Genomic DNA, 19,168 nt, shown 5'->3' with positions numbered 1-19,168 from the left:
TCCGGCTTCACCCGGTCCTGATCGCACGCTCATCCGGTTCGGCGTACGCCTTCGCGGTGGACGTCGGGAACGTTCGGGCCGGAGGTGTGTCACGCCGTCAGCGTTGCTGCGTGAGCAGGCCCGGCCGGTAGGGCAGGAGGCCGTAGTCGCCGCCGGAGTTGGGACTGCGCCCCTGGTAGAGCAGTTGCAGGTTGCAGGGGTCGACGGTCATGGTCTGGTCGGCGTTGGTGCGCAGCAGCTCGCCGTGGCTGATGTCGTTGGTCCAGGTGGCGCCGCTGTTGGCCTTGCCGGCGAAGGGGTTGCTCTCGGTGGTGGCGTTCGGGGTCCAGGAGCCGTTGAGGCTGGTGGCGGTGAAGGAGCGGAAGTAGCGTCCCTGGGAGCCGATCGCCTCGACGATCATGAGGTAGCGGTTCTGGTTGGCCAGTTTGTAGACCTGGACGGCTTCGAAGAGGTTGTTGGTGGTGTCGCTCATGATGACGGTGGAGGTGGAGCCGAAGCTGCCGGGGAAGTTGCCGATGGGCATGCTGGCCCGGTAGATCTTGCCGTTGTCACCGGCGAAGAACAGGTACATGTTCGTGCTGTCGCCGATGACGGCCTGGTCGATGGGTCCGGTCCCGGAGCCGGAGATGCTTCCGGAGAAGAGGGTCTGGGGGGAGGACCAGCCGTTGGGGTTGGTGGGGTCGCTGGAGGTGCGGTAGGAGAACGCGGGCCCACCCCACTGGTAGGCCAGCACCCAGATGTTCCTGGGGGCGAAGTAGAACAGGCTGGGCGCGACCGTGGCGTTGTTCATCGCGTTCTGGCTGGCCGAGGCCATCTCCGACCAGTTGGTGAACAGGCCGAAGTTCATCGACCCCCACCTCGTACCGGTGTCGTGCGTGGTGGCGTAGACCAGTTGCCTGCCGTTGTAGGGGGCGACGGTGAAGTCCTTGAGCGAGACCCAGCCCGACCTCGGCTGCGCCAGCACACCGGTCGAGCTCCAGCGATAGGTCGACGGAAGGTTGCACGTAGCGGTCGGCGTCGGTGTCGGCGTCGGCGTCGGGTCAGGGGTCGGGTCGGGGGTCGGCGTGACCGTGGGGGTGGGGGTTCCGGGGTTCCCGGTGCAGGCCACGCCGTTCAGGGAGAACGAGGTGGGCGACGGGTTGCTGCCGGTGTACGAGCCGTTGAACCCGAAGGCGGTGTTGCCCCCCGACGGGATGGCGGCGTTGTAGGCGACGTTGGTCGCGGTCACCGCCGAACCGGACTGGGCGGACGTGGCGTTCCACATCTGGGTGATCTGCTGGCCGCCCCCGAAGGACCAGGTCAGCTGCCAGCCGTTGACCGCGTCACCCAGGTTGTTGATGGTGACGCTGGCGCCGAAGCCGCCCGGCCACGACGAGGTGACGGTGTAGTCGACCCGGCAGGCGACGGCCGCCTGCGCGGGCTGCGTGGCCACCAGCCCGGCCGCCGCCAGCAGGACCGGGATCGCGATGATCGTGAAGACGCGGCGTACGGTCGGCTGGGACGACGCCGTCCGTGTGACGGCGGAGGGACGCGGTGTCCGCGTTCGCCAGGGCAGGCGCATGGATGCTCCTCATCTTTTCGTCCAGCCGCTGTCGGGGACTGGTGCGGGTGGTGGCGTGCGGGGGTGCCGCCCAGATGTACATGCCAAGCTTGTTGTTAGCGCTCACATTGAGTTCGCTGACGGACTGCTCCATTTCTCCGGCGAGAGATGGTGGTGGTGCGCGGAGCCAATACGATGTGGCCGACCCTCGTCAAGGCACGCCCCTTGACCCTCTTCCCCGCGCTCGTGCCCTCGGTGGGCCTTCATCTGCCCTGACGGGCATCCCGATCGCACCGTGCGAGATCGGCTCTGTGATGAAACGTTCAGCGATGGCGTTGATCTTCTACCGTGCGCGGCCGTTCGACGCGGCGGCGAGCAGGCCGTGAACGTACGTCATCGGGTCCCGGACACCTGGTTCACGGAGTCGGCGAGGCGTCGTGTGGCGGCAGGCGCCAGCGGGCCCAGACGGTTTTGCCGGGACGGTCAAGGAGGGGAGCGACGCCGTGGTCGTGGGCGAGGGCCCGGACGATGGCCAGGCCGCGGCCGTGGACGGCCTCGGCGTCGAGGGCGAGGAGGCGGGGCTGCCCGGTTCCCCGGTCGGTGACCTGGACCCGGAACTCGTCCGCACTCGCCCGCAGGGAGAGCCTGACCACGGGCTCACCGTGAACGATCGCGTTGGCGAGCAGCTCGTCGGTCACCAGGACGACATCGTCGACGAGGTGAAGCAGCTTCCAGGCAGTGAGAGTCTCGCGCACCATGGCGCGGGCCTTGCCGACGATCGGCAGGTCGTGCGGCAGGTCCCAGCAGACGGTCCGATGGTCGTCCGGGGCCGGTGGGATGTCCGGGATCTCGGGCATGGTCTCTCCTCGGGATGGTGATGCACCGTGCTCGGCCTCGCGCATCAGGCCGCGTAGCTCGTCGGCGGTGCGGGCCCGCACGGTCAGGGGCTCGGGAGCGGGCCACAGGGCGGCGGCGTGGAAACGCCGGGTGCCGGGGCCGTACCAGACGGTCCAGGCGGGCTCGACCTGGTCGAGCCGCTCGGCGGCGGAGCGCTCGGCGGGGTCCCAGGGCCGGTGGTCGATCTGCGCGGTGGCCGCTCCGCGCCGATGCCGCCCGCCCTGCCGGGGCTGGGAGGCGCGTTCGTTCATGTCGTCGCTCCCTGTCGGTACGGGGTGTGCCTGCCGGAGGGGGTGCGGGGGTTCGGCGGCCGTCCACGCCGGTACGGCACGGCGGCCGTGGCCACGACCTGCTCCGGCCGCCGATGCCGACCGGGGGAGGCCTCCGCAGACCGCGCGGGGAGAGCGGTGGGGACCGTGGAGCCGGAGGCCATGGAGCGGGAGGCCATGGAGCCGGGGATCGTGCGGATGGGCGTCGTGATGGGTGGGCGGCCGGAGAGGTCGAGGCGGCGACGGATGCTCATCCGGGCGTGGACCTGGGCGGGGGTGGGCTGCTCCCAATGGTGGTGCGCGCGGTGCGGGAGGCTGGCGGCCTCGTGCGCGTACGGGGGATGGCCGCACCAACGGCAGCCGAGCGGCATCGGTGGCCGGTTCGCGTGCCAACGCACCCGGATCGGCCTGGGGTTTCCTCTAGAGTTGCGCATCAGATCGGACCTCCAGAGTCCGGTCGAGGGGCTTGTCATGGCGTTCCGTGCCGTGGCAGGCCCCGTCTGGTTTGGTGGGTTCGCCTTGCGAGGAGGCGACTCCGCGGGACTTACTCAGCGGTGACAGGTGTGTGTCCGGCAGAGGCATAAAGTACGACCGATATCTCCTTCTCCGATGAATCGACAGACACTTTCCACCCCCTTATCCGGACATAAACGGTGTTTTTCGATGGTCCGAGAAGAGGGCCTCTCATAGGCGTGAAAGGGCCATTCCGGTAGCGTTTCCGCTGTCCCGGACCACTTCACAGAGTGCCCCCGGATCGCTACTTTGGGTAGTGAAGCATGTGGCACATCAGTGAGACACTTTGTGGAAAAGCTGTGTCATTTGTGTCGCGGTGTGGAATTCCCCGCTGGATGGAGTCGAAATGTTCACGAACTCCGAGCTCGACCCGACAATGAGTAACCTTGCTCTCTTCGGTGCGGAACTCCGTAAATATCGAAAAAGGGCAAAAATGACTCAGGATGAGCTGGCCGAGGTGACTCAGTTCAGCAGGAGCCTGCTGAGCTTCGTCGAGAGGGGCGAGCGCACACCTAGCCGCAACCTGGCACAACGCTGCGACGACGCCCTGGGGGCGAACGGGGAGCTCGTCCAGTTCTGGGCGCACATCACCCATGCCGTGAGCCCTTGGTGGTTCCGGAGCTGGCTCGACATCGAGCCGGTGGCGCACACGCTGCACACCTGGGAGCCGCTCGTCATACCCGGCCTTCTCCAGATCGAGGAATACGCGCGGGCGGTTATCCGTGGAGAGCCCGGCATAACCGACGAGCAAGCAGAAAAGGCCGTCGCCGCTCGGATAGAGCGCCAGGCGATCTTCGATCGCGCCGACCCGCCGCTGTTCCGTGCGGTGATTGACGAAGGCGTTCTGTGCCGTCCGATCGGTGGCAGGGAAGTCATGCGCCGACAACTCGAACGCCTCGCGCAGGCGATAGAGTCCCCGCGAATCGGCATCCAGATCGTTCCCATGGAGCTGGGAGTGACGACGGGAATCCTCGGTGGTTTCGTGATCGCCCAGCTTCCGGGAAACCCGGATATGGTGTACATCGAATCCGCAACCAATGGATATGTATCAAGTCGTCCGGAAGATGTGGAAGCCATCCACGCGAGATACGACGCCCTGCGCGCGGAGGCGCAGCCCCAGCGCGCGTCCATCGAGTTGATCAGAAAGGCAGAGAAACTGTGGATCTGAGCGACGAACTCAAGACGGCGGCCTGGCGCAAGGCCACCAAGAGTGGATCCAACCAGGGAAACTGCCTGGAGGTGGCTCCGTTGTCGGGTGGTCGGGTGGGCCTGCGTGACACCGAGGCTCCCGAGCGGGCGCCCTTCGTGGTGAGCGCGAGCGTCTGGGACGCCTTCGTCGACGGCGCCAAGAAGGGCGAGTTCGACTTCTGACCCCGCTCCTGGAAGCGAGGGAAGCCCCCGGCACCTTGTCCAGGGGCTTCTGTCGTCGTACGGGCTGTGCCACGGTGTGTTCGACGTCGCCGAAGTCGGTGACCACGCGCAGCCGCCCGCCAAGGGCATCGACGTAAGAGCGCAGGGGCGCCACCTCGACACGGTCGACCTCGCTGTGTCGATGGTCGCGACTCTCGGGTCGGGGACCCCGTCGTGGTAGCCACGTCGCGCTGGGTCGGATCCTGCTCGCGCCTCATCTCCAACCTGTCAGGGAAGAACCACTGAAATCGGCACCGTCCGGCTCGCGTCCACCTACCAGTCGTCAAGTGAACTGAACAGCATCCAGGCGGGGATGCCGACGAAGAAGGCGCACATGACGATGTCCATGACGAGAGCCCATCCGGTGTTCAGGTCGTAGGCCAGGGCCCGCGTCGCCAGGTTCACCGGCATGATGCTCATGAACATCCAGGCGAAGGTGCGCCAGACGAGCATGAAGAATCCGTCCCACCAGCCGAACAGCAGTCCCCACAGCAGGATTCCGAGGCCGAGGAAGGCCAGGCGCAGCCAGTTGCCGAGCGTCCCGCCCACCTCCGGCAGGAACCACTGCGTCCTGCCCGCCACCTCCGCACCGACGACCTCCTCGTGCCAGGACCGCAGCGTGGCCGGCTGGCCCTCCCGCGCCTTCTCGTAGAGGCTCCATGACACCTCGCGGGTCTGCCGGGCACCTTCGGCCCGCTGCCAGGTGATCTCGTAGTGCGTGGTCGTGGTCGTGTGGCCCTCGGAGTCGGTGTGCGTCGTGGTGTAGGTGCGTCGGCCGGCGATGGAAGCCGGCTCCCTGACGAAGCAGTCGTGGGTTCTCCGCTCGCATGTCACGACCTCGTGGAACTCACGAGTCTGCCGGTACGGGTCGGCGGCGGCGACGAGCGCCGCCACGATCACGCCCAGGCCGAACGCGACCAGGATCAATCGCCCGACGGAAAATCCGGATGCCGGCCTGGAGAATGACGGCCGACGGTATCGACGGAGCATCGTGAACCCCCACCGTCGTTATTCGTCAATGGCGTTCGATCACTGCCTTCATGATGCTTCCTCGCGGCTCGCGACGGGCGCTGTCCGCTCATTCGGTGTTCCGGCCCGCACCTATGTGGATCATGCCTCCACGAGATCCGGGCCCGCAGCCGGTCCGGGGGCGGGGTCCGGGGTTCGGCGAACCCTCTGGGACGGCAGGCGGGTGGGTCTGCGTGACGCCGAGGCTCCCGGGCGGGCGCCCTTCGTGGTGAGCGCGAGCGTCTGGGGCGCCTTCGTCGACGGCGCCAAGAAGGGCGAGTTCGACTTCCGAACCACACTCCGGAAGCACTCGAAACCCCTGGCCATCTGGCCAGGGGTTTTCGTCGTCGACCTACCGATGTCGAAAGTCCGAGGTTTGTTGATCAGCTCGGCTTGAGAACCAGGCTGGTCTCGGCGGCGAAGCCGTTCAGCAGGGCCGGCCGGTACCGCGTCGCTTGAGATGGCTTCTCAGCAGTACGGTCGCACTTCGGCGTCGACCCGCCGCGGCGTGTGGTCCGGGTGGACCCGGTCGTCTGTGCCGGTCGGCCTCGGACGGGGTGGGCGAGCCGGCTTGGCCCGTGCGGGCCCACGCCGCTCGTCCCTGTCCACGTCTACCGGGCCGGCTCGGCCTGCCCGCCGCCGAACACCTCTTCGATGAGCCTTTGCGTCGCCTTCTGGAACGCCTCTCCCAGGGACATCTCGACGTCGTCCACATAGTTCAGGGCGGCGGTCAGGGTCGTGCCGCCGTCGGGCGTGCCGTACATCAGCGCCGCGTGGCCCGCCATGCCTCCGTTGTGGGAGATGAGGGTGCCGCCGCCCTCCGTGGTCAGTACGAACACCCCCAGGCCGTAGTCCATGTCCGGGGCGCCCGTCGGGTGCGGGGTGCACATCTCGGCCAGCAGCGGGGCCGGCAGGAGCCTGCCGCCCAGCAGCGCGGAGATGAACGTGTGCAGGTCCTGGGTGGTCGAGATCATGTCGCCGCCGCTGGAGATCCAGGAGGGGTTCTGGCGGGTGACGTCGACCGTCTTCCGCTCCCCGGCCTCCTCGTAGCGGTAGTAGGCGTGGGCGTGCGGCTCGGGGACGTCCGACTCGGTGGCCGGCGCCGTGGTGCCCGACAGCCCGAGCGGCCCCAGGATCAGCCGCTGCATCTCCTCGGCGACCGAGCGGCCGGTGACCTTCTCGATCAGCAGTCTCACCAGCACGTAGTTGGTGTTGGAGTAGCTCCAGCCCGTTCCCGGCTCGAACCGCGCCGGCTTGGACAACGCCAGCTCCACCAGCTCCTTCGGCAGGTAGGTCTTGAACCGGTTGTCCACCCACTCCTGGCCCGCGGTCGTGGCGGGGATCCCCGGTACAACCGTCCCGTCGTCGTAGTACTCGCCGGTGAAGTTGAACACCCCGCTGGTGTGCCGCAGCAGCATCCGCACCGTGATCCGCTCGTCCAGCCCGAACTCGGGAAGGTAGCCGGCCACCGGGCTGTCGAGCTCGACCTTGCCCTCGGCCACCAGCTGCAGCACCACGGTCGCGGTGAAGGTCTTGGTGTTGCTGCCGATCCGGACGTGCCCGTCGATCGGCGGCCTGTCGGTCCCGCCCAGCTCGGCCGCGCCGGCGCTGCCGGCCCACGTGCCCCGCTCATCGTGCACGCGCAGCGTCATCCCGGTGAAACCGGAGTCGACGATCTCCTCGATGACCTTCCGCAGCTCCGGGCGGTCCTGGTCGGTAAGGGTGATGGACATGGTGGTGTGCTCCTTCGGAACCGGTACGAAATTCGATCGAACGGACAGGATCGCCGCGCCTGGGGCGTCCCTCTTACAAGCTGCGGGCCTACAGGCTGCGGGCGGTGACGTCGCCGTAGGCGGTGGTCGCGTGGATGGTCAGGGCGGCGTCGGCGCCGTCGGTGTTCCTGAGCGCGTTGTGGATCCGGCCGTAGGTGGTGCCGGCGTCCAGGGTGGCGGAGACGCCGCGGGCGGCGCCGACGTAGATCTCGCCGGACGCGGTGCGCAGCGTGACCGTACCGCGCACGGCCTCGGTGATGCGGAGGTCGCCCTTCTGAGTGCTGATCTGCGCGGGGCCGCCCAGGCGGTCGACCGAGAGGTCGCCGGCCTGCAGGGTGAGGCGGGCGCTCGCGGCCTCGTCGAGCTTGACCGAGCCCTGCGCGCCCTCGAAGGCGACGTCGCCAAGCCGTCCGACGCCCCGGAGTTCGGCGCTGGCCGCCTTCGCCTCGATGCGGGAGCCCTCGGGCAGCCGGACCGTGACCTCGACGGATCCGGAGGCGCCGAGGATCTGGTTCTTCGCTTCAGGAGCCTTGATCCGCAGGACGCCGTCGCCGTACGCGACCTCGGTCTGCTCGGCGGCCTTCACGTCGCGGCTCTTCGAGGCGTCCGCGGGGAGGACCTCGACCACGGTGTCGGCCCGGTCGGCGGCGATGAACCGGATACGGCCGGCGGGGATGTCGAGGACGGCGGTCACCGGGGCGGGGGTGTCGAACTTCTGCATCGTTTCTTCCTTCGGCTCGTTGTTTCCGACGATGGAAACACTACGTTGCATTTCTGTATTCGTCAATCAACTTATTGCACTCAGAAACTATAGATGCAGCTCAGAGCCAATAATGTGTTGCAATGGTTTGAATTCAATGCAACGATCATCGCTCTGGCCGTTGCAATGAATTGAGGATGAACGCTATGCTGGGGCTACCGCAGACCATGAGGGAGACCGCGATGCCGGGAGGCAGACTTACCCAGCAGGACCGCCAGCAGATCGCGCTGGGACTGGCCGACGGTCTCGCCTACGCGGAGATCGCCAGGGGCCTCGACCGTCCGACCTCGACGATCACGCGTGAGGTGATGCGCAACGGCGGCCCCACCGCCTACCGCGCCGACCTGGCCCACCGCGCGACCGAACACCGCACCCACCGCCGCAGGCGCCCCGCGCCCCGGGACCCCAATACCCCCCAGCCGGCGTACGGACGCGACGTCGAGGCCGTGCGCGAGTACGAGGAGATCTTCGCCACCGTCTTCATGCAATCGGGCCTGCCCAAGATGACGGCCCGGGTGCTGGCCGGCCTTTACACCACCGACACCGGCAGCCTCACCGCCTCCGAGCTCGCCGGGCGCCTCCAGGTCAGCCTGGCGTCCGTCTCCAAGGCGATCACGTTCCTAGAAGGCCAGGGCCTCATCCGCCGCGAACGCGACGAACGCCGCCGCGAGCACTACCTCGTCGACGACGACGTCCTGTACCAGTCGACGATGGCCAGCGCCCGCGCCACCGCCCACCTCGGCGAGATCGCCCGGCAGGGCGTCGACATCCTCGGCCCCGGCACCCCGGCCGCCGCCCGCCTGCAGAACATCGCCCGCTTCGTCGACTTCGTCTCCGAGAGCATCGCCCGCGCCGCGGACCAGGCCCGCGAGATCCTCCACACGAAACCCGGAAACGCGACTCCACCGAACCCAGGGCAGGCTAGAGCCTCCATCGCACCCGGCACGGTTCAAGACGGTCCGGGCGTACGGTGAGTGCTCGTCGAGCCGTGCCCGAGCTCCGCAGCGAGCCGCTCCATCGCGACCGGCGTACCCGGATCCCACCATGATCGAGACAGCCGTCGAGCGCCGGCCCGCGGGCGAGTTCCATGTCGCCGACGCCACCGCGCTGCCTCTCAGCGTGTACGCCCGCAGCGTGCGGGCCTTCTCGGTCGGTCTCCATCCTGTTCGTGTACGCCCTGCTCTTCATCACCGGTCTCATGGTCGGCCGCACTCCCGAGTATCTCGGCAAGAAGGTCGGCGCTCGGGAGATCAAGCTGGTCTCGATGTACTTCCTGGTCACCCCGATCCTGGTCCGAACGGGGCGGACGCACCGGCAATCAGTCTCTCAGGCGCCGGGCCGCCGTAACCGCGCGTCCGGTTACGGCGGCGGCCAGCAGCAGCGCGCCGCACAGTCCCAGGCCCAGGGCCGTCACCGCGGCCAGTACCGAGCTCTCCTCGATCGACAAGGACGCCAGCCCGGCCAGTCCCGCCGCGACCCCCGCGGCCGTGATCCACGGCTCGACCTCGTCGTGCGTGATCTCCCACGATCGCGCGTCCTGCAGGCCGATCCTGGCCGCCAGCCCGCCCCAGCCGCGCACCGGTCCGCTCCTGACGCGCCTCGCGAGCATGAACAGGGCGAGGTCGACGCCCAGCAGCCACAATCCCGCGACCTCGTTCACAACACCCTCCAGCACGCGGTGGATCCCGGCCCGGCGACGTCCCACGACGCCGCTCTTTTCCGGTCCCATGGTGAGCCGGTACCTGGGCGCGTCACCATGTTTTTGACGCGATCCCTACGCCTTTGAAGGATTTTCTGACGCCTTTACTGGCGACACTGCGCCGAATTCCCCGACGCCGATACCTCGTAGGACATCGGGCGCCAGCAGATGCGGCGGAATCGAGGTTCGTCGTCCCGTTCCCGCCCCATCTCCTCATGATGAGCCGCCTGCCAGGTACGGACGTTCCCGGCCTCAGCCGGTGGCGCGGTCGCCGTTTTCACTGCATCACTGTGGGATACGCGTTGTTATTCGCCGCAAAGGCATCAAAAGATCATATAGATCGACAATTGATCTCCATGTCGGGGGCGACGATGAAGTGCAGCCCTCGCACAGGAGTGACGTGATGTCCGCGCCGTTGACCCCAGCTCGTCCCCAGGAGCCCCCTGATCCCCCCGATACCGGTGACAGGCACCGGCTGACGGTCACCGGCGGCCTGGCGGCCCTCTCACTGGACGCGATGGCCTCGGTGGCCTACGGTCCTGAGGCCATCGTCTTGGTACTGGCCCTGGCCGGTGGCGCGGGGCTTGGTTTCACCCTCCCGGTCACGCTGGCTATCGCGGCCCTGCTGGGTGTGCTGACCTTGTCCTACCGACAGGTCATCGCCGCCTTCCCCGCCGGGGGAGGCGCCTACGGCGTGGCCAAGGCCTACCTGGGCCGCGGGGCCGGTCTGGTCGCGGGCGCCTCACTCATCGTGGACTACGTCCTGAACGTGGCGGTCTCGGTCGCCGCCGGGGTCGCCGCGCTGACCTCGGCCTTTCCCGAGCTCCTGCCGTATACCGTGTGGCTGTGCCTGGCCGTGCTCGGCGTGATCACCGCGATCAACCTCAAAGGCATCACCAACAGCGCCCGCGCCTTCATCGCACCGGCCGCCCAATGATCACCAGGAGCGAGCCCAGAGTGGTCAAGATGAGCTTGGCGATGTTCGCGGGGGGGCAGCCGACAGGGCATGACGTGCGTGACCGCGTCAGGCATGGCCCGCACGTCAATGCGCGCGAGCATGGAATCCCCGGAGTTCTTGAAGGAAGGCTCCAGGAACTGGGCGGTGAACAACTGCCCGGGGATGACGAAGACCCCCAGGCCCGTTGATCCCCGCTGGGGGCGGGAGCTCCGTGACCAGTGTCTTCGGGATGGAGTCGACTTCTTCAAGCAATGGGGCGGCAGGACTCCCGAGGCCCGCGGACGCCTGCTGGACGGGCGCGCCTGGGACAAGATGCCAGTGCACCGTCCAACCGTCGCACGCTTGGCCCGTCCTATGATGGCTTAGCCCGGCCGAGCCCCTCGATCAGCCGTTCTCGCGGGCGAACCAGTCGACGGTCCGTCGCAGGCCCTCCTCAAGCCCCACGGTCGGCCGCCAGCCGAGGATCTTGGCGGCGGCGGTCGTGTCGGCGATCCTGGCGCTGTCCAGGGCCCTGTCGGCGAGCACGCCGTAGCGGGGACGGGCCCGGCCGCCGACGATCTCGGAGAGCAGGTCCGCGGTGTCGCGGATGGAGGTGCCCGTCCCGGTGCCGATGTCGAAGGCGCGGCCCGCCGCGTCCGGGGTCCGGGCCGCCGCGAGGAAGGCGTCGACCACGTCGTCGACGTACACCCAGTCGAGGTGGCGTGTCCCGCTGCCGAGCTCGGGTGTCCGGCCGCGCAGCAGCGACAGCGCCACGTAGGGGACCAGCTTGTGGGTGTCCTGGCGGCCCGGCCCGTAGACCATGCCGATCCGCAGGTTGCTGACCTGGACGTCCCACAGGTGGTGGAACATCCGCGCGTAGCCGTCGGCGGCCCACTTGGACACCGCGTACGGCGAGGACGGCGCCCTGTCGCCCTCGTCGGGCCGGAGCTCCTCCAGCGAACCGGCCAGCACCACCGTGGTCTCGGGGACGTCGGCGACCGCCGTCAGCAGGTTGACCACGCCGGTGAGGTTGCTGTGCAGCATCGGCAGCACGAGCCGCGGATCCCTGGCCCCGGCGACCTCGCTGGCCAGGTGGAACACCGCGGCCGGGCGGGTCGAGCCGACGAGCCACTCGACCGCGCCCGCGTCGGCGACGTCCGCGACGTGCCACGTCTCGCCGTTGGAGCTCTCCCTGGAGCGGCGGCTGACCGCGTGCACCCGCGCGCCGAGCGCGCCCAGACGCCGTACCAGGTGAGCTCCGATGAAGCCACCGGCCCCCGTCACCAGCACGGGCCTCGCGTGCCAGTAATCTTCCTCCGCGGGGCTCGGCATGGGCGCTTTCCTTTCCCGTACGTGGCGAGTCTCGCCGGATGGCTTCCGTGTGGAGGGCCGGATCTCCCGCCGGCGGGAACAGCGCCACGCGAACCGGGCGGAGCCGTGCGGCCCAAGGAATTAATACCTCGCCGTACGGGACGCCGTGGTGACGACGGAGATAATCCCCAGAAAAAGTGATTCGCCGGAAAGCGGCTGTCATTGAGGAACGCGAAACGGCAGGGCCCGCCTCCCGGATTCCGAGAGGCGGGCCCTGCCGTCCGATGCCGTCCGATGCCGTTCGATACCGTGCGGTGCCGTACGGCGCCGGGATCAGCCGATGCGCCAGGTGTCTCCACCGAGCAGCAGGTCGTTCAGGTCGCCGGGGCCGCGCTCGCCGACGGCCTCCTGGAGCTGCTCGGCCATGAGCTCGTCGTAGGAGGGGCGGTCGACGTTGCGGAAGACGCCGATCGGGACGTGCTCGAAGGAGGGCTCGTCCAGCCGGGAGAGCGCGAAGGCGAGCGACGGGTCGGCGCGGTGGGCGTCGTGCACGAGGATCTCGTCCTCGCTCACCGACGACCTCGGGACGACCTCGATGCCGCCGTCGGCCGCCCTGCGCACCGCCTTGGACGCCGAGGCGATGGGCTGCCCGTGCTCCAGGCGCAGCGTGATGTCGTCACGCTGCTCCGGGTCCTTCAGCGGCTCGAAGGCGTTGTCGTTGAAGATGTTGCAGTTCTGGTAGATCTCGACCAGGGAGGTGCCCCGGTGCTCGGCGGCCTCGCGCAGCACCGACTGCAGGTGCTTGCGGTCGGAGTCGATGGTCCTGGCCACGAAGGACGCCTCGGCCCCGATGGCGAGCGAGATCGGGTTGAACGGCTTGTCCAGCGAGCCCATCGGGGTCGACTTCGTGATCTTGCCGATCTCGGAGGTCGGGGAGTACTGGCCCTTGGTCAGGCCGTAGATCCTGTTGTTGAACAGCAGGATGTTCAGGTTGACGTTGCGGCGCAGCGCGTGGATCAGGTGGTTGCCGCCGATGGACAGCGCGTCGCCGTCACCGGTGATCACCCAGACCGACAGGTCGGGACGCGAGGCGGCGAGGCCGGTCGCGATCGCCGGGGCGCGGCCGTGGATCGAGTGGAACCCGTAGGTGTCCATGTAGTACGGGAACCGGGAGGAGCAGCCGATGCCCGAGACGAACACCATGTTCTCGCGCTTGAGCCCGAGCTCCGGCACGAACGACTGGACCGCGGCCAGGATGGCGTAGTCACCGCACCCGGGGCACCAGCGGACCTCCTGGTCGGACTTGAAGTCCTTCATCCCGAGCTTGACCTCGGACTTCGGCACCAGCGAAAGCGCCCCGCCCCTTCCGGGGACGGACACCTGGGGCAACTCAGTACCACTACTCACTGTCGATCACGTCCTGGATCACGCCGGCAAGTTCCTCGGCCTTGAACGGAAGCCCGCGCACTCGGTTGTAGCTGATGATGTCGACCAGGAAGCGGGCGCGGAGCAGCAGCGCGAGCTGGCCGAGGTTGATCTCCGGCAGGAGGACCTTGTCGTACGCGCGCAGGACCTCGCCGGTGTTGAGGGGCAGCGGGTTGACGTGCCGCAGGTGGGCCTGGGCGATCTTGCCCCCGGACCTCCTGACGCGCCGCACGGCCGCCGCGATCGGCCCGTAGGTGGATCCCCAGCCGAGCACCAGCACGCGGGCGTCGCCGTCGGGGTCGTCCACGGCCAGCGGCGGGATGTCGTTCGCGATCCCGTCGATCTTGGCCTGCCGGACCCGGACCATCCGGTCGTGGTTGTTCGGGTCGTAGGAGATGTTGCCGGTGTTCTCGGCCTTCTCGATGCCGCCGATCCGGTGCTCCAGGCCCGCGGTGCCGGGGATCGCCCAGGGGCGGGCGAGGGTCTCGGGGTCGCGCTTGAACGGCAGGAAGGTCGTGCCGTCCTCGCCGTTCGGCCCCGAGGCGAACTCGGTGGAGATGTCGGGCAGGTCGGCGGCGTCGGGCAGCCTCCACGGCTCGGAGCCGTTGGCGAGGTAGCCGTCGGAGAGCAGCATCACCGGGGTGCGGTACTTCACCGCGAGCCTGGCCGCCTCCACCGCCGCGTCGAAGCAGTCGGAGGGGGTCGAGGGCGCCACGATCGGCAGCGGCGACTCGCCGTTGCGGCCGAACATGGCCATCAGCAGGTCGGTCTGCTCGGTCTTGGTGGGCATGCCGGTGCTGGGACCGGCGCGCTGCACGTCGACGATGATGAGCGGCAGTTCGGTGGTCACCGCGAGGCCGACGGTCTCGGCCTTCAGCGCGACACCCGGCCCGGAGGTCGTCGTGACGCCCAGCGCCCCGCCGAAGGCGGCGCCCAGTGCCGCGCCGACGCCCGCGATCTCGTCCTCGGCCTGGAAGGTGCGGATGCCGAACCGCTTGTGCCTGGACAGCTCGTGCAGGATGTCGCTGGCCGGGGTGATGGGGTACGACCCCAAAAACAGCGGCAGCTTCGACTGCACCGAGGCGGCGATCAGGCCGTAGGCGAGCGCCTGGTTGCCGGAGATGTTGCGGTACACGCCGGGGGCGAGCTTGGCCGGCTTGATCTCGTACGAGACCGAGAAGGACTCGGTGGTCTCGCCGTAGTTCCAGCCCGCCTGGAAGGCGGCGATGTTGGCCTTGGCGATGTCGGGCTTCTTGGCGAACTTGTTCTCGAGGAACTGGATCGTCGCCTCGGTGGGCCGGTGGTAGAGCCAGCTCAGCAGCCCGAGGGCGAACATGTTCTTCGAGCGCTCGGCGTCCTTCTTGGACAGCGCGAAGCCTTCGAGGGCCTTGACCGTCAGCGAGGTCAGCGGCACCGGGTGGACCCGCCACTCGGAGAGCGAGTCGTCGTCGAGGGGGCTGCCGTCGTAGCCGACCTTCTGCAGGTTGCGCTTGGTGAACTCGTCGGTGTTGACGATGAGGTCGGCGCCGCGCGGCAGGTCGGAGAGGTTGGCCTTCAGCGCGGCGGGGTTCATCGCGACCAGGACGTTGGGAGCGTCGCCCGGCGTGAGGATGTCGTGGTCGGCGAAGTGCAGCTGGAAGCTCGACACGCCCGGCAGGGTGCCGGCGGGGGCGCGGATCTCGGCCGGGAAGTTGGGAAGCGTCGACAGGTCGTTGCCGAACTCCGCGGTTCCGGCGGTGAAGCGGTCACCGGTGAGCTGCATGCCGTCACCGGAGTCGCCGGCGAACCGGATGATCACGCGGTCGAGTTGCTGAACCTGCTTGGTCACAGCTCAGTCCTCCTCGACGCGACAGGGCGCCGTTGCTCGTGGCACATTCTTTTTTCCATGCTAGATCCTCGGGGTCACGCGTAGTCTTTTCGCGTTCCACTCGGCGAAGGAAAGTGACCTTTGTCGCATATCCTTGACGGCCGCTGAGTCGAAACTGAGTCGAAGCTGGGCGCGGACATCGCGCGCGCGGCCGTCGCACGGCCTACGGGGGAGTCACCATCGCGGACGGTCGGCCCGACACAGCCCGGCCGCGAGCCGACACAGGTCGACGTGCAGGCGGCCGAAGAGGACAGTTGGGATCACGATGCCCAACTATATGTCCCGTCGCGAAGACGCTCTCATCGCCTCCGGCTATGGCCCCATAGCTTCAGGCTATGACACGGATTACCTGTCCAGCACATTTGACACGGTTCCGGAGTCGTAGGTCCGGCCCGGTTCCATCGCGTGCGGGCCGTACAACTCCGGGACAGTGACAAAGGTATAACCCTTCGCGGTGAGTTCGCGCAGGATCGCGGGGGCCGCGTCGACGGTGGCGCGGTTGAAGTCACGCATGAGGACGATCGCCCCGGGCTTGACCTGGGAGACGGTCCGGCGGGCGATCGCCCGGGGGTCGGGGTCGCGCCGGTCCTCGGCGTCCACGCTCCAGCGCACCACGGACATGCCCAGCCGGCGCGCGACGGAGGCCACCTGCTCGTCGGTCCCGCCGTAGGGCGGGCGCATCAGCGTGGGCACCTGGCCGATCGCCTGGACGATCGCGTGCTGCGCGCGGGTGAGCTGGTCTGCGAGCATGGCGGAGGACAGCACGCTGAGGTCGCGGTGGGACCAGGTGTGGTTGGCCACCAGGTGTCCCTCGTCACGCATCCGCCGCAGCAGTTCGGGACGCGCGGAGGCGTTGGAACCGAGGGCGAAGAAGGTCGCCCTCGCCTTGTACGCGCCGAGGATGTTGAGCAGCCGCCCGGTCTCGGGGCCCGGCCCGTCCTCGTAGGTCAGCGCCACGCATCTGGCCTTCGCGCAGTCCACGGTGCCCGCCTTGGAGCTGCGCGCCGCGGGCTTGTCCATGCTCGCCGCGAGCATGTCCTTCTGCGAGGTGAGGGTCGCGGTCCCCACGGAGGCCCGCCGCGCCCGCAGCCCGGTCTCCGACAGCAGCGGCGCCGCGGTCGCGGACGGCACGGCGACCGCCACCCGCCCGGCGACGCCCAGGCCCACCTGCTTGTCGTCGAACTCCACGACGAGGTCGCCGCGCGGGTTGAAGCCGAGGGAGTCGAACATCGACGGCTCCGGCCTGAGCGCGTTGGGGTTCACCAGGGGGCCCCGCAGCGCCAGTTCGCTCCTGACGATCCCGGCCAGCGTGGTCAGCGCCGCGCTGTCCCTGATCAGGCCGGGGGAGTCCAGGGCGCGCCGGCTCGCCCGGTCGTACCAGACGGTGGTCCGTGACTCGCTCCAGCCGGAGCCCATGGACTGGCCGATGCGCAGCCGTACCCCCAGGACCTCGGGGGACGCGGCGGCGAGCTGCCAGTCGACGTTGAACTCGGGGTTGGGCAGGGCGCCCGAGGGGACGTCGTGCCGGGTGAACCGATCGAGGCTCGCGGTCACCGTCCTGAAGAGCTTCTCGGTGAGCCGGGGGGCGTCGGCGATGGCCGGGTAGGTGACGTGCACGCGACGGCTCGCGGTCTCTCCCTCCCCCGAGTTCAGGCTCCTCGTGCTCAGGTCCTGGACCATGGAGGGGTCCACGTAGTTGATCAGCGTTGGTTCCGAGGGGACGGGGGAATCCGCGTGGGGAGAGGCGGTGGCCACGCCGCAACCGGCCATCGTCGCGGCCATGCAGGCGATTCCTCCGACGAATCGCACTTTAAACATAAACTAACGCTATATGGCCTAATAGGGTATTTGCCCTGGCTTGGTATTAAGTGCACGGAGCCTTTAGCGTTCCGCGCCCGTCGCTTTCCCGGCTTTCCCGGCGTGACGGGAAGGGGCGATACTGCTATAGGTAGGGCGGAGAGCCTCGTACGGCAGGTCCCGGAGCGTTCGGCGGCGGTCTCAGGGGCTGTGGGTTCCGAGGTTCCGGGGTCCCCGAGGAGGAGGAGCCATGAGCGGATATTTCGGCTCTTATGTGGTGGTCCTCGCGCTGTTCGCGATCGGCCTGCTCATCGTCGCCGGGGCGCTCCTGATCAACCGGGGGCTCCGGCCGGACCGCCCCACCCCGGAGAAGCTGCTCACCTACGAGTGCGGCGTCGACCCGGTCGGCGACGGCTGGGCCCAGTCCCAGATCCGCTACTACGTGTTCACCTACCTGTACGTGGTCTTCGCGGTGGACGCGGTCTTCCTGTTCCCCTGGGCGACGGTCTTCGCCGCGCCCGGCTTCGGGACGACCACCCTGGTCGAGATGTTCGTCTTCCTCGGCTTCATCGCGCTCGGCATCCTGTACGCCTGGCGCAAACGCGCGCTCACCTGGACCTGAGAGACCGAAAGCCCGGCGGATCCGAGGGCGCGGAGGCCGGGCCCGAGAGCTCGAAGGGCCGGGCGAGCGCGAACACCGACTCTGAAGGAGAATGCGTGCCATGGCGGATCTCCCGATGCCCACCGTGGGGCCAGTCTCGCGTCTGGCTCCCAAACCCATGCGCTTCATCCTCAACTGGGGGCGCCGTTACTCGCTGTGGGCGTTCAACTTCGGTCTGGCCTGTTGCGCGATCGAGTTCATCGCGACCTCGATGAGCAGGCACGACTTCATGAGGTTCGGAGTCATCCCGTTCGCCAACGGCCCCCGGCAGGCGGACCTGATGATCGTCTCAGGCACGGTGACCGACAAGATGGCGCCCGCGGTCAAGCGGCTCTACGAGCAGATGCCCGACCCTAAGTATGTGATCTCCTTCGGCGCCTGCTCCAACTCCGGGGGCCCGTACTGGGACTCCTACTGCGTGACCAAGGGCGTCGACCAGATCATCCCGGTCGACGTCTACGTCCCCGGCTGCCCTCCCCGCCCCGAGGCGCTGCTCCACGGCATCATGATGCTCCAGGAGAAGATCGCCGCGGAGAACCTGGGTGAACGCTATGCCTGACCGGCCCGCACCTGACTCCGCACCCGAGCCCGATCCCGCGTCCGGTCCCACGTCCGGTTTCACGCCCGCCTCCGCGTCCGAGCCCGTACCCGCGTCCGGCTCCGCACCCGAGCCCGCGTCCGAGCCCGCGTCCGGCTCCGTGCACGGTTTCGCGTACGGGGAGGGCGCCCGGGTGTCGGAGTCCTTCGGCCAGACCACGGTCGACGTGGATCCCGAGGGCTGGATCGGCCTGCTGGAGTCCGCCAGGGCCGGGGGCTACGAGTTCTTCGACTGGCTGACCGCGGTGGACGAGCCACCGGAGGCGTTCGCGGTCGTCGTGCACCTCTTCGCACCCGTCTCGCACGCCCACCTGCTGCTGCGCACCCGGGTACCGCGCGCCGACCCCCGGCTGCCCAGCGCGGTCGGCGTCTTCCGCGGGGCCGACTGGCACGAGCGCGAGACCTTCGAGATGTTCGGCGTCGTCTTCGAGGGCCATCCGAACCTGGTGCCGCTGCTGCTCCCCGAGGGCTTCGAGGGCTTCCCGCTGCGCAAGGACTTCGTGCTCGCCGCCCGGGTCGCCAAGGCCTGGCCGGGGGCCAAGGAGCCCGGGGAGTCCGGAGGCGGCTCGCCGAGCCGCCGCAAGACGCTCCCGCCGGGGGTGCCCGCCGACTGGGGGCGCGAACGTGGCGCCTGAGACCTTCCGGCGGCCGCCCCACCGCGAAGCCCGCGATACCCGTGACGGCCGGGGCGTTTCCCCGGGGGAC

19 protein-coding genes and 1 pseudogene are annotated in these 19,168 nt (G+C 68.6%); 9 read left to right on the top strand and 11 right to left on the bottom strand.

What is annotated here, in order from left to right; genetic code table 11:
• Positions 1–97 precede the first annotated feature (97 nt).
• Positions 98–1,561 carry a glycoside hydrolase family 62 protein gene (locus AC5L38_RS08430; RefSeq protein ID WP_495242183.1) on the bottom strand — a complete coding sequence of 488 codons (1,464 nt, stop codon included), beginning with the start codon at positions 1,559–1,561 and terminating at the stop codon, positions 98–100.
• Between the two features lie 395 nt (positions 1,562–1,956).
• Positions 1,957–2,688: an ATP-binding protein gene (locus AC5L38_RS08425; RefSeq protein WP_495242182.1), complete on the bottom strand. Its 732-nt coding sequence runs from the start codon at positions 2,686–2,688 to the stop codon at positions 1,957–1,959.
• Positions 2,689–3,565: 877 nt separating this feature from the next.
• Between AC5L38_RS08425 and AC5L38_RS08420 the strand changes: the two genes are divergently transcribed.
• Together AC5L38_RS08420 and AC5L38_RS08415 are read left to right on the top strand one after the other, a co-directional pair.
• Entirely contained in the window at positions 3,566–4,387 is an 822-nt protein-coding gene (locus AC5L38_RS08420; RefSeq protein ID WP_495242181.1) for a helix-turn-helix domain-containing protein, read from the top strand.
• On the top strand, positions 4,378–4,590 hold the full coding sequence (locus AC5L38_RS08415; protein ID WP_495242180.1) for a DUF397 domain-containing protein: 213 nt from the start codon (positions 4,378–4,380) through the stop codon (positions 4,588–4,590). Before AC5L38_RS08420 ends, AC5L38_RS08415 begins: the two co-directional genes overlap by 10 nt.
• A gap of 312 nt (positions 4,591–4,902) precedes the next feature.
• Here AC5L38_RS08415 and AC5L38_RS08410 read toward each other — a convergent pair whose 3' ends face one another.
• The 3 genes from AC5L38_RS08410 to AC5L38_RS08400 all read right to left on the bottom strand — a co-directional run bounded on the left by AC5L38_RS08410 (position 4,903) and on the right by AC5L38_RS08400 (position 8,130).
• A complete protein-coding gene (locus tag AC5L38_RS08410; RefSeq protein WP_495242179.1) occupies positions 4,903–5,556 on the bottom strand; it encodes a hypothetical protein in 654 nt (217 codons plus the stop codon).
• A 692-nt stretch (positions 5,557–6,248) separates the two neighbouring features.
• Positions 6,249–7,370 (bottom strand): serine hydrolase domain-containing protein, encoded by a 1,122-nt coding sequence (locus AC5L38_RS08405; protein ID WP_495242178.1) that lies wholly within the window; start codon positions 7,368–7,370, stop codon positions 6,249–6,251.
• 88 nt (positions 7,371–7,458) lie between these two features.
• Positions 7,459–8,130, bottom strand: a complete 672-nt coding sequence (locus AC5L38_RS08400; protein WP_495242177.1) for a DUF4097 family beta strand repeat-containing protein — start codon at positions 8,128–8,130, stop codon at positions 7,459–7,461.
• Positions 8,131–8,351: 221 nt separating this feature from the next.
• Here AC5L38_RS08400 and AC5L38_RS08395 point away from each other — a divergent pair, with 221 nt between their 5' ends.
• Both AC5L38_RS08395 and AC5L38_RS08390 read left to right on the top strand, forming a co-directional pair.
• The gene (locus AC5L38_RS08395) at positions 8,352–9,143 is read left to right on the top strand and encodes a GbsR/MarR family transcriptional regulator (RefSeq protein ID WP_495242459.1); all 792 of its coding nucleotides are present in this window, start codon (positions 8,352–8,354) and stop codon (positions 9,141–9,143) included.
• A 113-nt stretch (positions 9,144–9,256) separates the two neighbouring features.
• Positions 9,257–9,466: pseudogene (locus AC5L38_RS08390) on the top strand (potassium-transporting ATPase subunit KdpA); the annotation flags it as partial.
• Between the two features lie 21 nt (positions 9,467–9,487).
• Here the strand turns inward: AC5L38_RS08390 and AC5L38_RS08385 are convergent.
• Positions 9,488–9,874 (bottom strand): hypothetical protein, encoded by a 387-nt coding sequence (locus AC5L38_RS08385; RefSeq protein WP_495242467.1) that lies wholly within the window; start codon positions 9,872–9,874, stop codon positions 9,488–9,490.
• 397 nt (positions 9,875–10,271) lie between these two features.
• On the opposite strand from AC5L38_RS08385, the gene AC5L38_RS08380 reads away from it, so the two are divergent.
• Positions 10,272–10,805 (top strand): amino acid permease, encoded by a 534-nt coding sequence (locus AC5L38_RS08380; protein ID WP_495242176.1) that lies wholly within the window; start codon positions 10,272–10,274, stop codon positions 10,803–10,805.
• Positions 10,806–10,874: 69 nt separating this feature from the next.
• Positions 10,875–11,192, top strand: a complete 318-nt coding sequence (locus AC5L38_RS08375; RefSeq protein ID WP_495242175.1) for a DUF5131 family protein — start codon at positions 10,875–10,877, stop codon at positions 11,190–11,192.
• Positions 11,193–11,210: 18 nt separating this feature from the next.
• On the opposite strand, the gene AC5L38_RS08370 is transcribed toward AC5L38_RS08375, so the two are convergent.
• The 5 genes from AC5L38_RS08370 to AC5L38_RS08350 form a co-directional block, all read right to left on the bottom strand.
• Positions 11,211–12,137, bottom strand: coding sequence for an NAD-dependent epimerase/dehydratase family protein (locus AC5L38_RS08370; RefSeq protein ID WP_495242174.1), 927 nt, complete (start codon positions 12,135–12,137; stop codon positions 11,211–11,213).
• Positions 12,138–12,449: 312 nt separating this feature from the next.
• Positions 12,450–13,433 (bottom strand): 2-oxoacid:ferredoxin oxidoreductase subunit beta, encoded by a 984-nt coding sequence (locus AC5L38_RS08365; RefSeq protein ID WP_495242458.1) that lies wholly within the window; start codon positions 13,431–13,433, stop codon positions 12,450–12,452.
• 82 nt (positions 13,434–13,515) lie between these two features.
• Positions 13,516–15,369: a 2-oxoacid:acceptor oxidoreductase subunit alpha gene (locus AC5L38_RS08360; protein WP_495242173.1), complete on the bottom strand. Its 1,854-nt coding sequence runs from the start codon at positions 15,367–15,369 to the stop codon at positions 13,516–13,518.
• Positions 15,370–15,582: 213 nt separating this feature from the next.
• Positions 15,583–15,672, bottom strand: coding sequence for a putative leader peptide (locus AC5L38_RS08355; RefSeq protein WP_389919017.1), 90 nt, complete (start codon positions 15,670–15,672; stop codon positions 15,583–15,585).
• 81 nt (positions 15,673–15,753) lie between these two features.
• Entirely contained in the window at positions 15,754–17,190 is a 1,437-nt protein-coding gene (locus AC5L38_RS08350; RefSeq protein WP_495242172.1) for a polysaccharide deacetylase family protein, read from the bottom strand.
• Positions 17,191–17,455: 265 nt separating this feature from the next.
• Between AC5L38_RS08350 and AC5L38_RS08345 the strand changes: the two genes are divergently transcribed.
• From AC5L38_RS08345 to AC5L38_RS08335, 3 genes are all read left to right on the top strand, one after another.
• Positions 17,456–17,827, top strand: a complete 372-nt coding sequence (locus tag AC5L38_RS08345) for an NADH-quinone oxidoreductase subunit A (RefSeq protein ID WP_495242171.1) — start codon at positions 17,456–17,458, stop codon at positions 17,825–17,827.
• Between the two features lie 100 nt (positions 17,828–17,927).
• Complete coding sequence (locus AC5L38_RS08340) at positions 17,928–18,425, top strand: NADH-quinone oxidoreductase subunit B (protein WP_495242170.1); 498 nt, start codon at positions 17,928–17,930, stop codon at positions 18,423–18,425.
• Positions 18,418–19,098, top strand: a complete 681-nt coding sequence (locus AC5L38_RS08335) for an NADH-quinone oxidoreductase subunit C (protein WP_495242457.1) — start codon at positions 18,418–18,420, stop codon at positions 19,096–19,098. Before AC5L38_RS08340 ends, AC5L38_RS08335 begins: the two co-directional genes overlap by 8 nt.
• Positions 19,099–19,168 lie beyond the last annotated feature (70 nt).

It is taken from the genome of Streptosporangium nanhuense, from assembly GCF_059358815.1.
The sequence above is the reverse complement of the archived record's forward strand: the minus strand, read 5'-3'. Positions and strand labels throughout refer to the sequence as shown.

Coding starts and splice junctions, on each gene's coding strand:
- AC5L38_RS08430 (WP_495242183.1), bottom strand. CDS start 1,561: ATGCGCCTGCCCTGGCGAACGCGGACACCGCGTCCCTCCGCCGTCACA.
- AC5L38_RS08425 (WP_495242182.1), bottom strand. CDS start 2,688: ATGAACGAACGCGCCTCCCAGCCCCGGCAGGGCGGGCGGCATCGGCGC.
- AC5L38_RS08420 (WP_495242181.1), top strand. CDS start 3,566: ATGTTCACGAACTCCGAGCTCGACCCGACAATGAGTAACCTTGCTCTC.
- AC5L38_RS08405 (WP_495242178.1), bottom strand. CDS start 7,370: ATGTCCATCACCCTTACCGACCAGGACCGCCCGGAGCTGCGGAAGGTC.
- AC5L38_RS08400 (WP_495242177.1), bottom strand. CDS start 8,130: ATGCAGAAGTTCGACACCCCCGCCCCGGTGACCGCCGTCCTCGACATC.
- AC5L38_RS08395 (WP_495242459.1), top strand. CDS start 8,352: ATGCCGGGAGGCAGACTTACCCAGCAGGACCGCCAGCAGATCGCGCTG.
- AC5L38_RS08380 (WP_495242176.1), top strand. CDS start 10,272: ATGTCCGCGCCGTTGACCCCAGCTCGTCCCCAGGAGCCCCCTGATCCC.
- AC5L38_RS08375 (WP_495242175.1), top strand. CDS start 10,875: ATGACGTGCGTGACCGCGTCAGGCATGGCCCGCACGTCAATGCGCGCG.
- AC5L38_RS08370 (WP_495242174.1), bottom strand. CDS start 12,137: ATGCCGAGCCCCGCGGAGGAAGATTACTGGCACGCGAGGCCCGTGCTG.
- AC5L38_RS08365 (WP_495242458.1), bottom strand. CDS start 13,433: ATGAAGGACTTCAAGTCCGACCAGGAGGTCCGCTGGTGCCCCGGGTGC.
- AC5L38_RS08350 (WP_495242172.1), bottom strand. CDS start 17,190: ATGGCCGCGACGATGGCCGGTTGCGGCGTGGCCACCGCCTCTCCCCAC.
- AC5L38_RS08345 (WP_495242171.1), top strand. CDS start 17,456: ATGAGCGGATATTTCGGCTCTTATGTGGTGGTCCTCGCGCTGTTCGCG.
- AC5L38_RS08340 (WP_495242170.1), top strand. CDS start 17,928: ATGGCGGATCTCCCGATGCCCACCGTGGGGCCAGTCTCGCGTCTGGCT.
- AC5L38_RS08335 (WP_495242457.1), top strand. CDS start 18,418: ATGCCTGACCGGCCCGCACCTGACTCCGCACCCGAGCCCGATCCCGCG.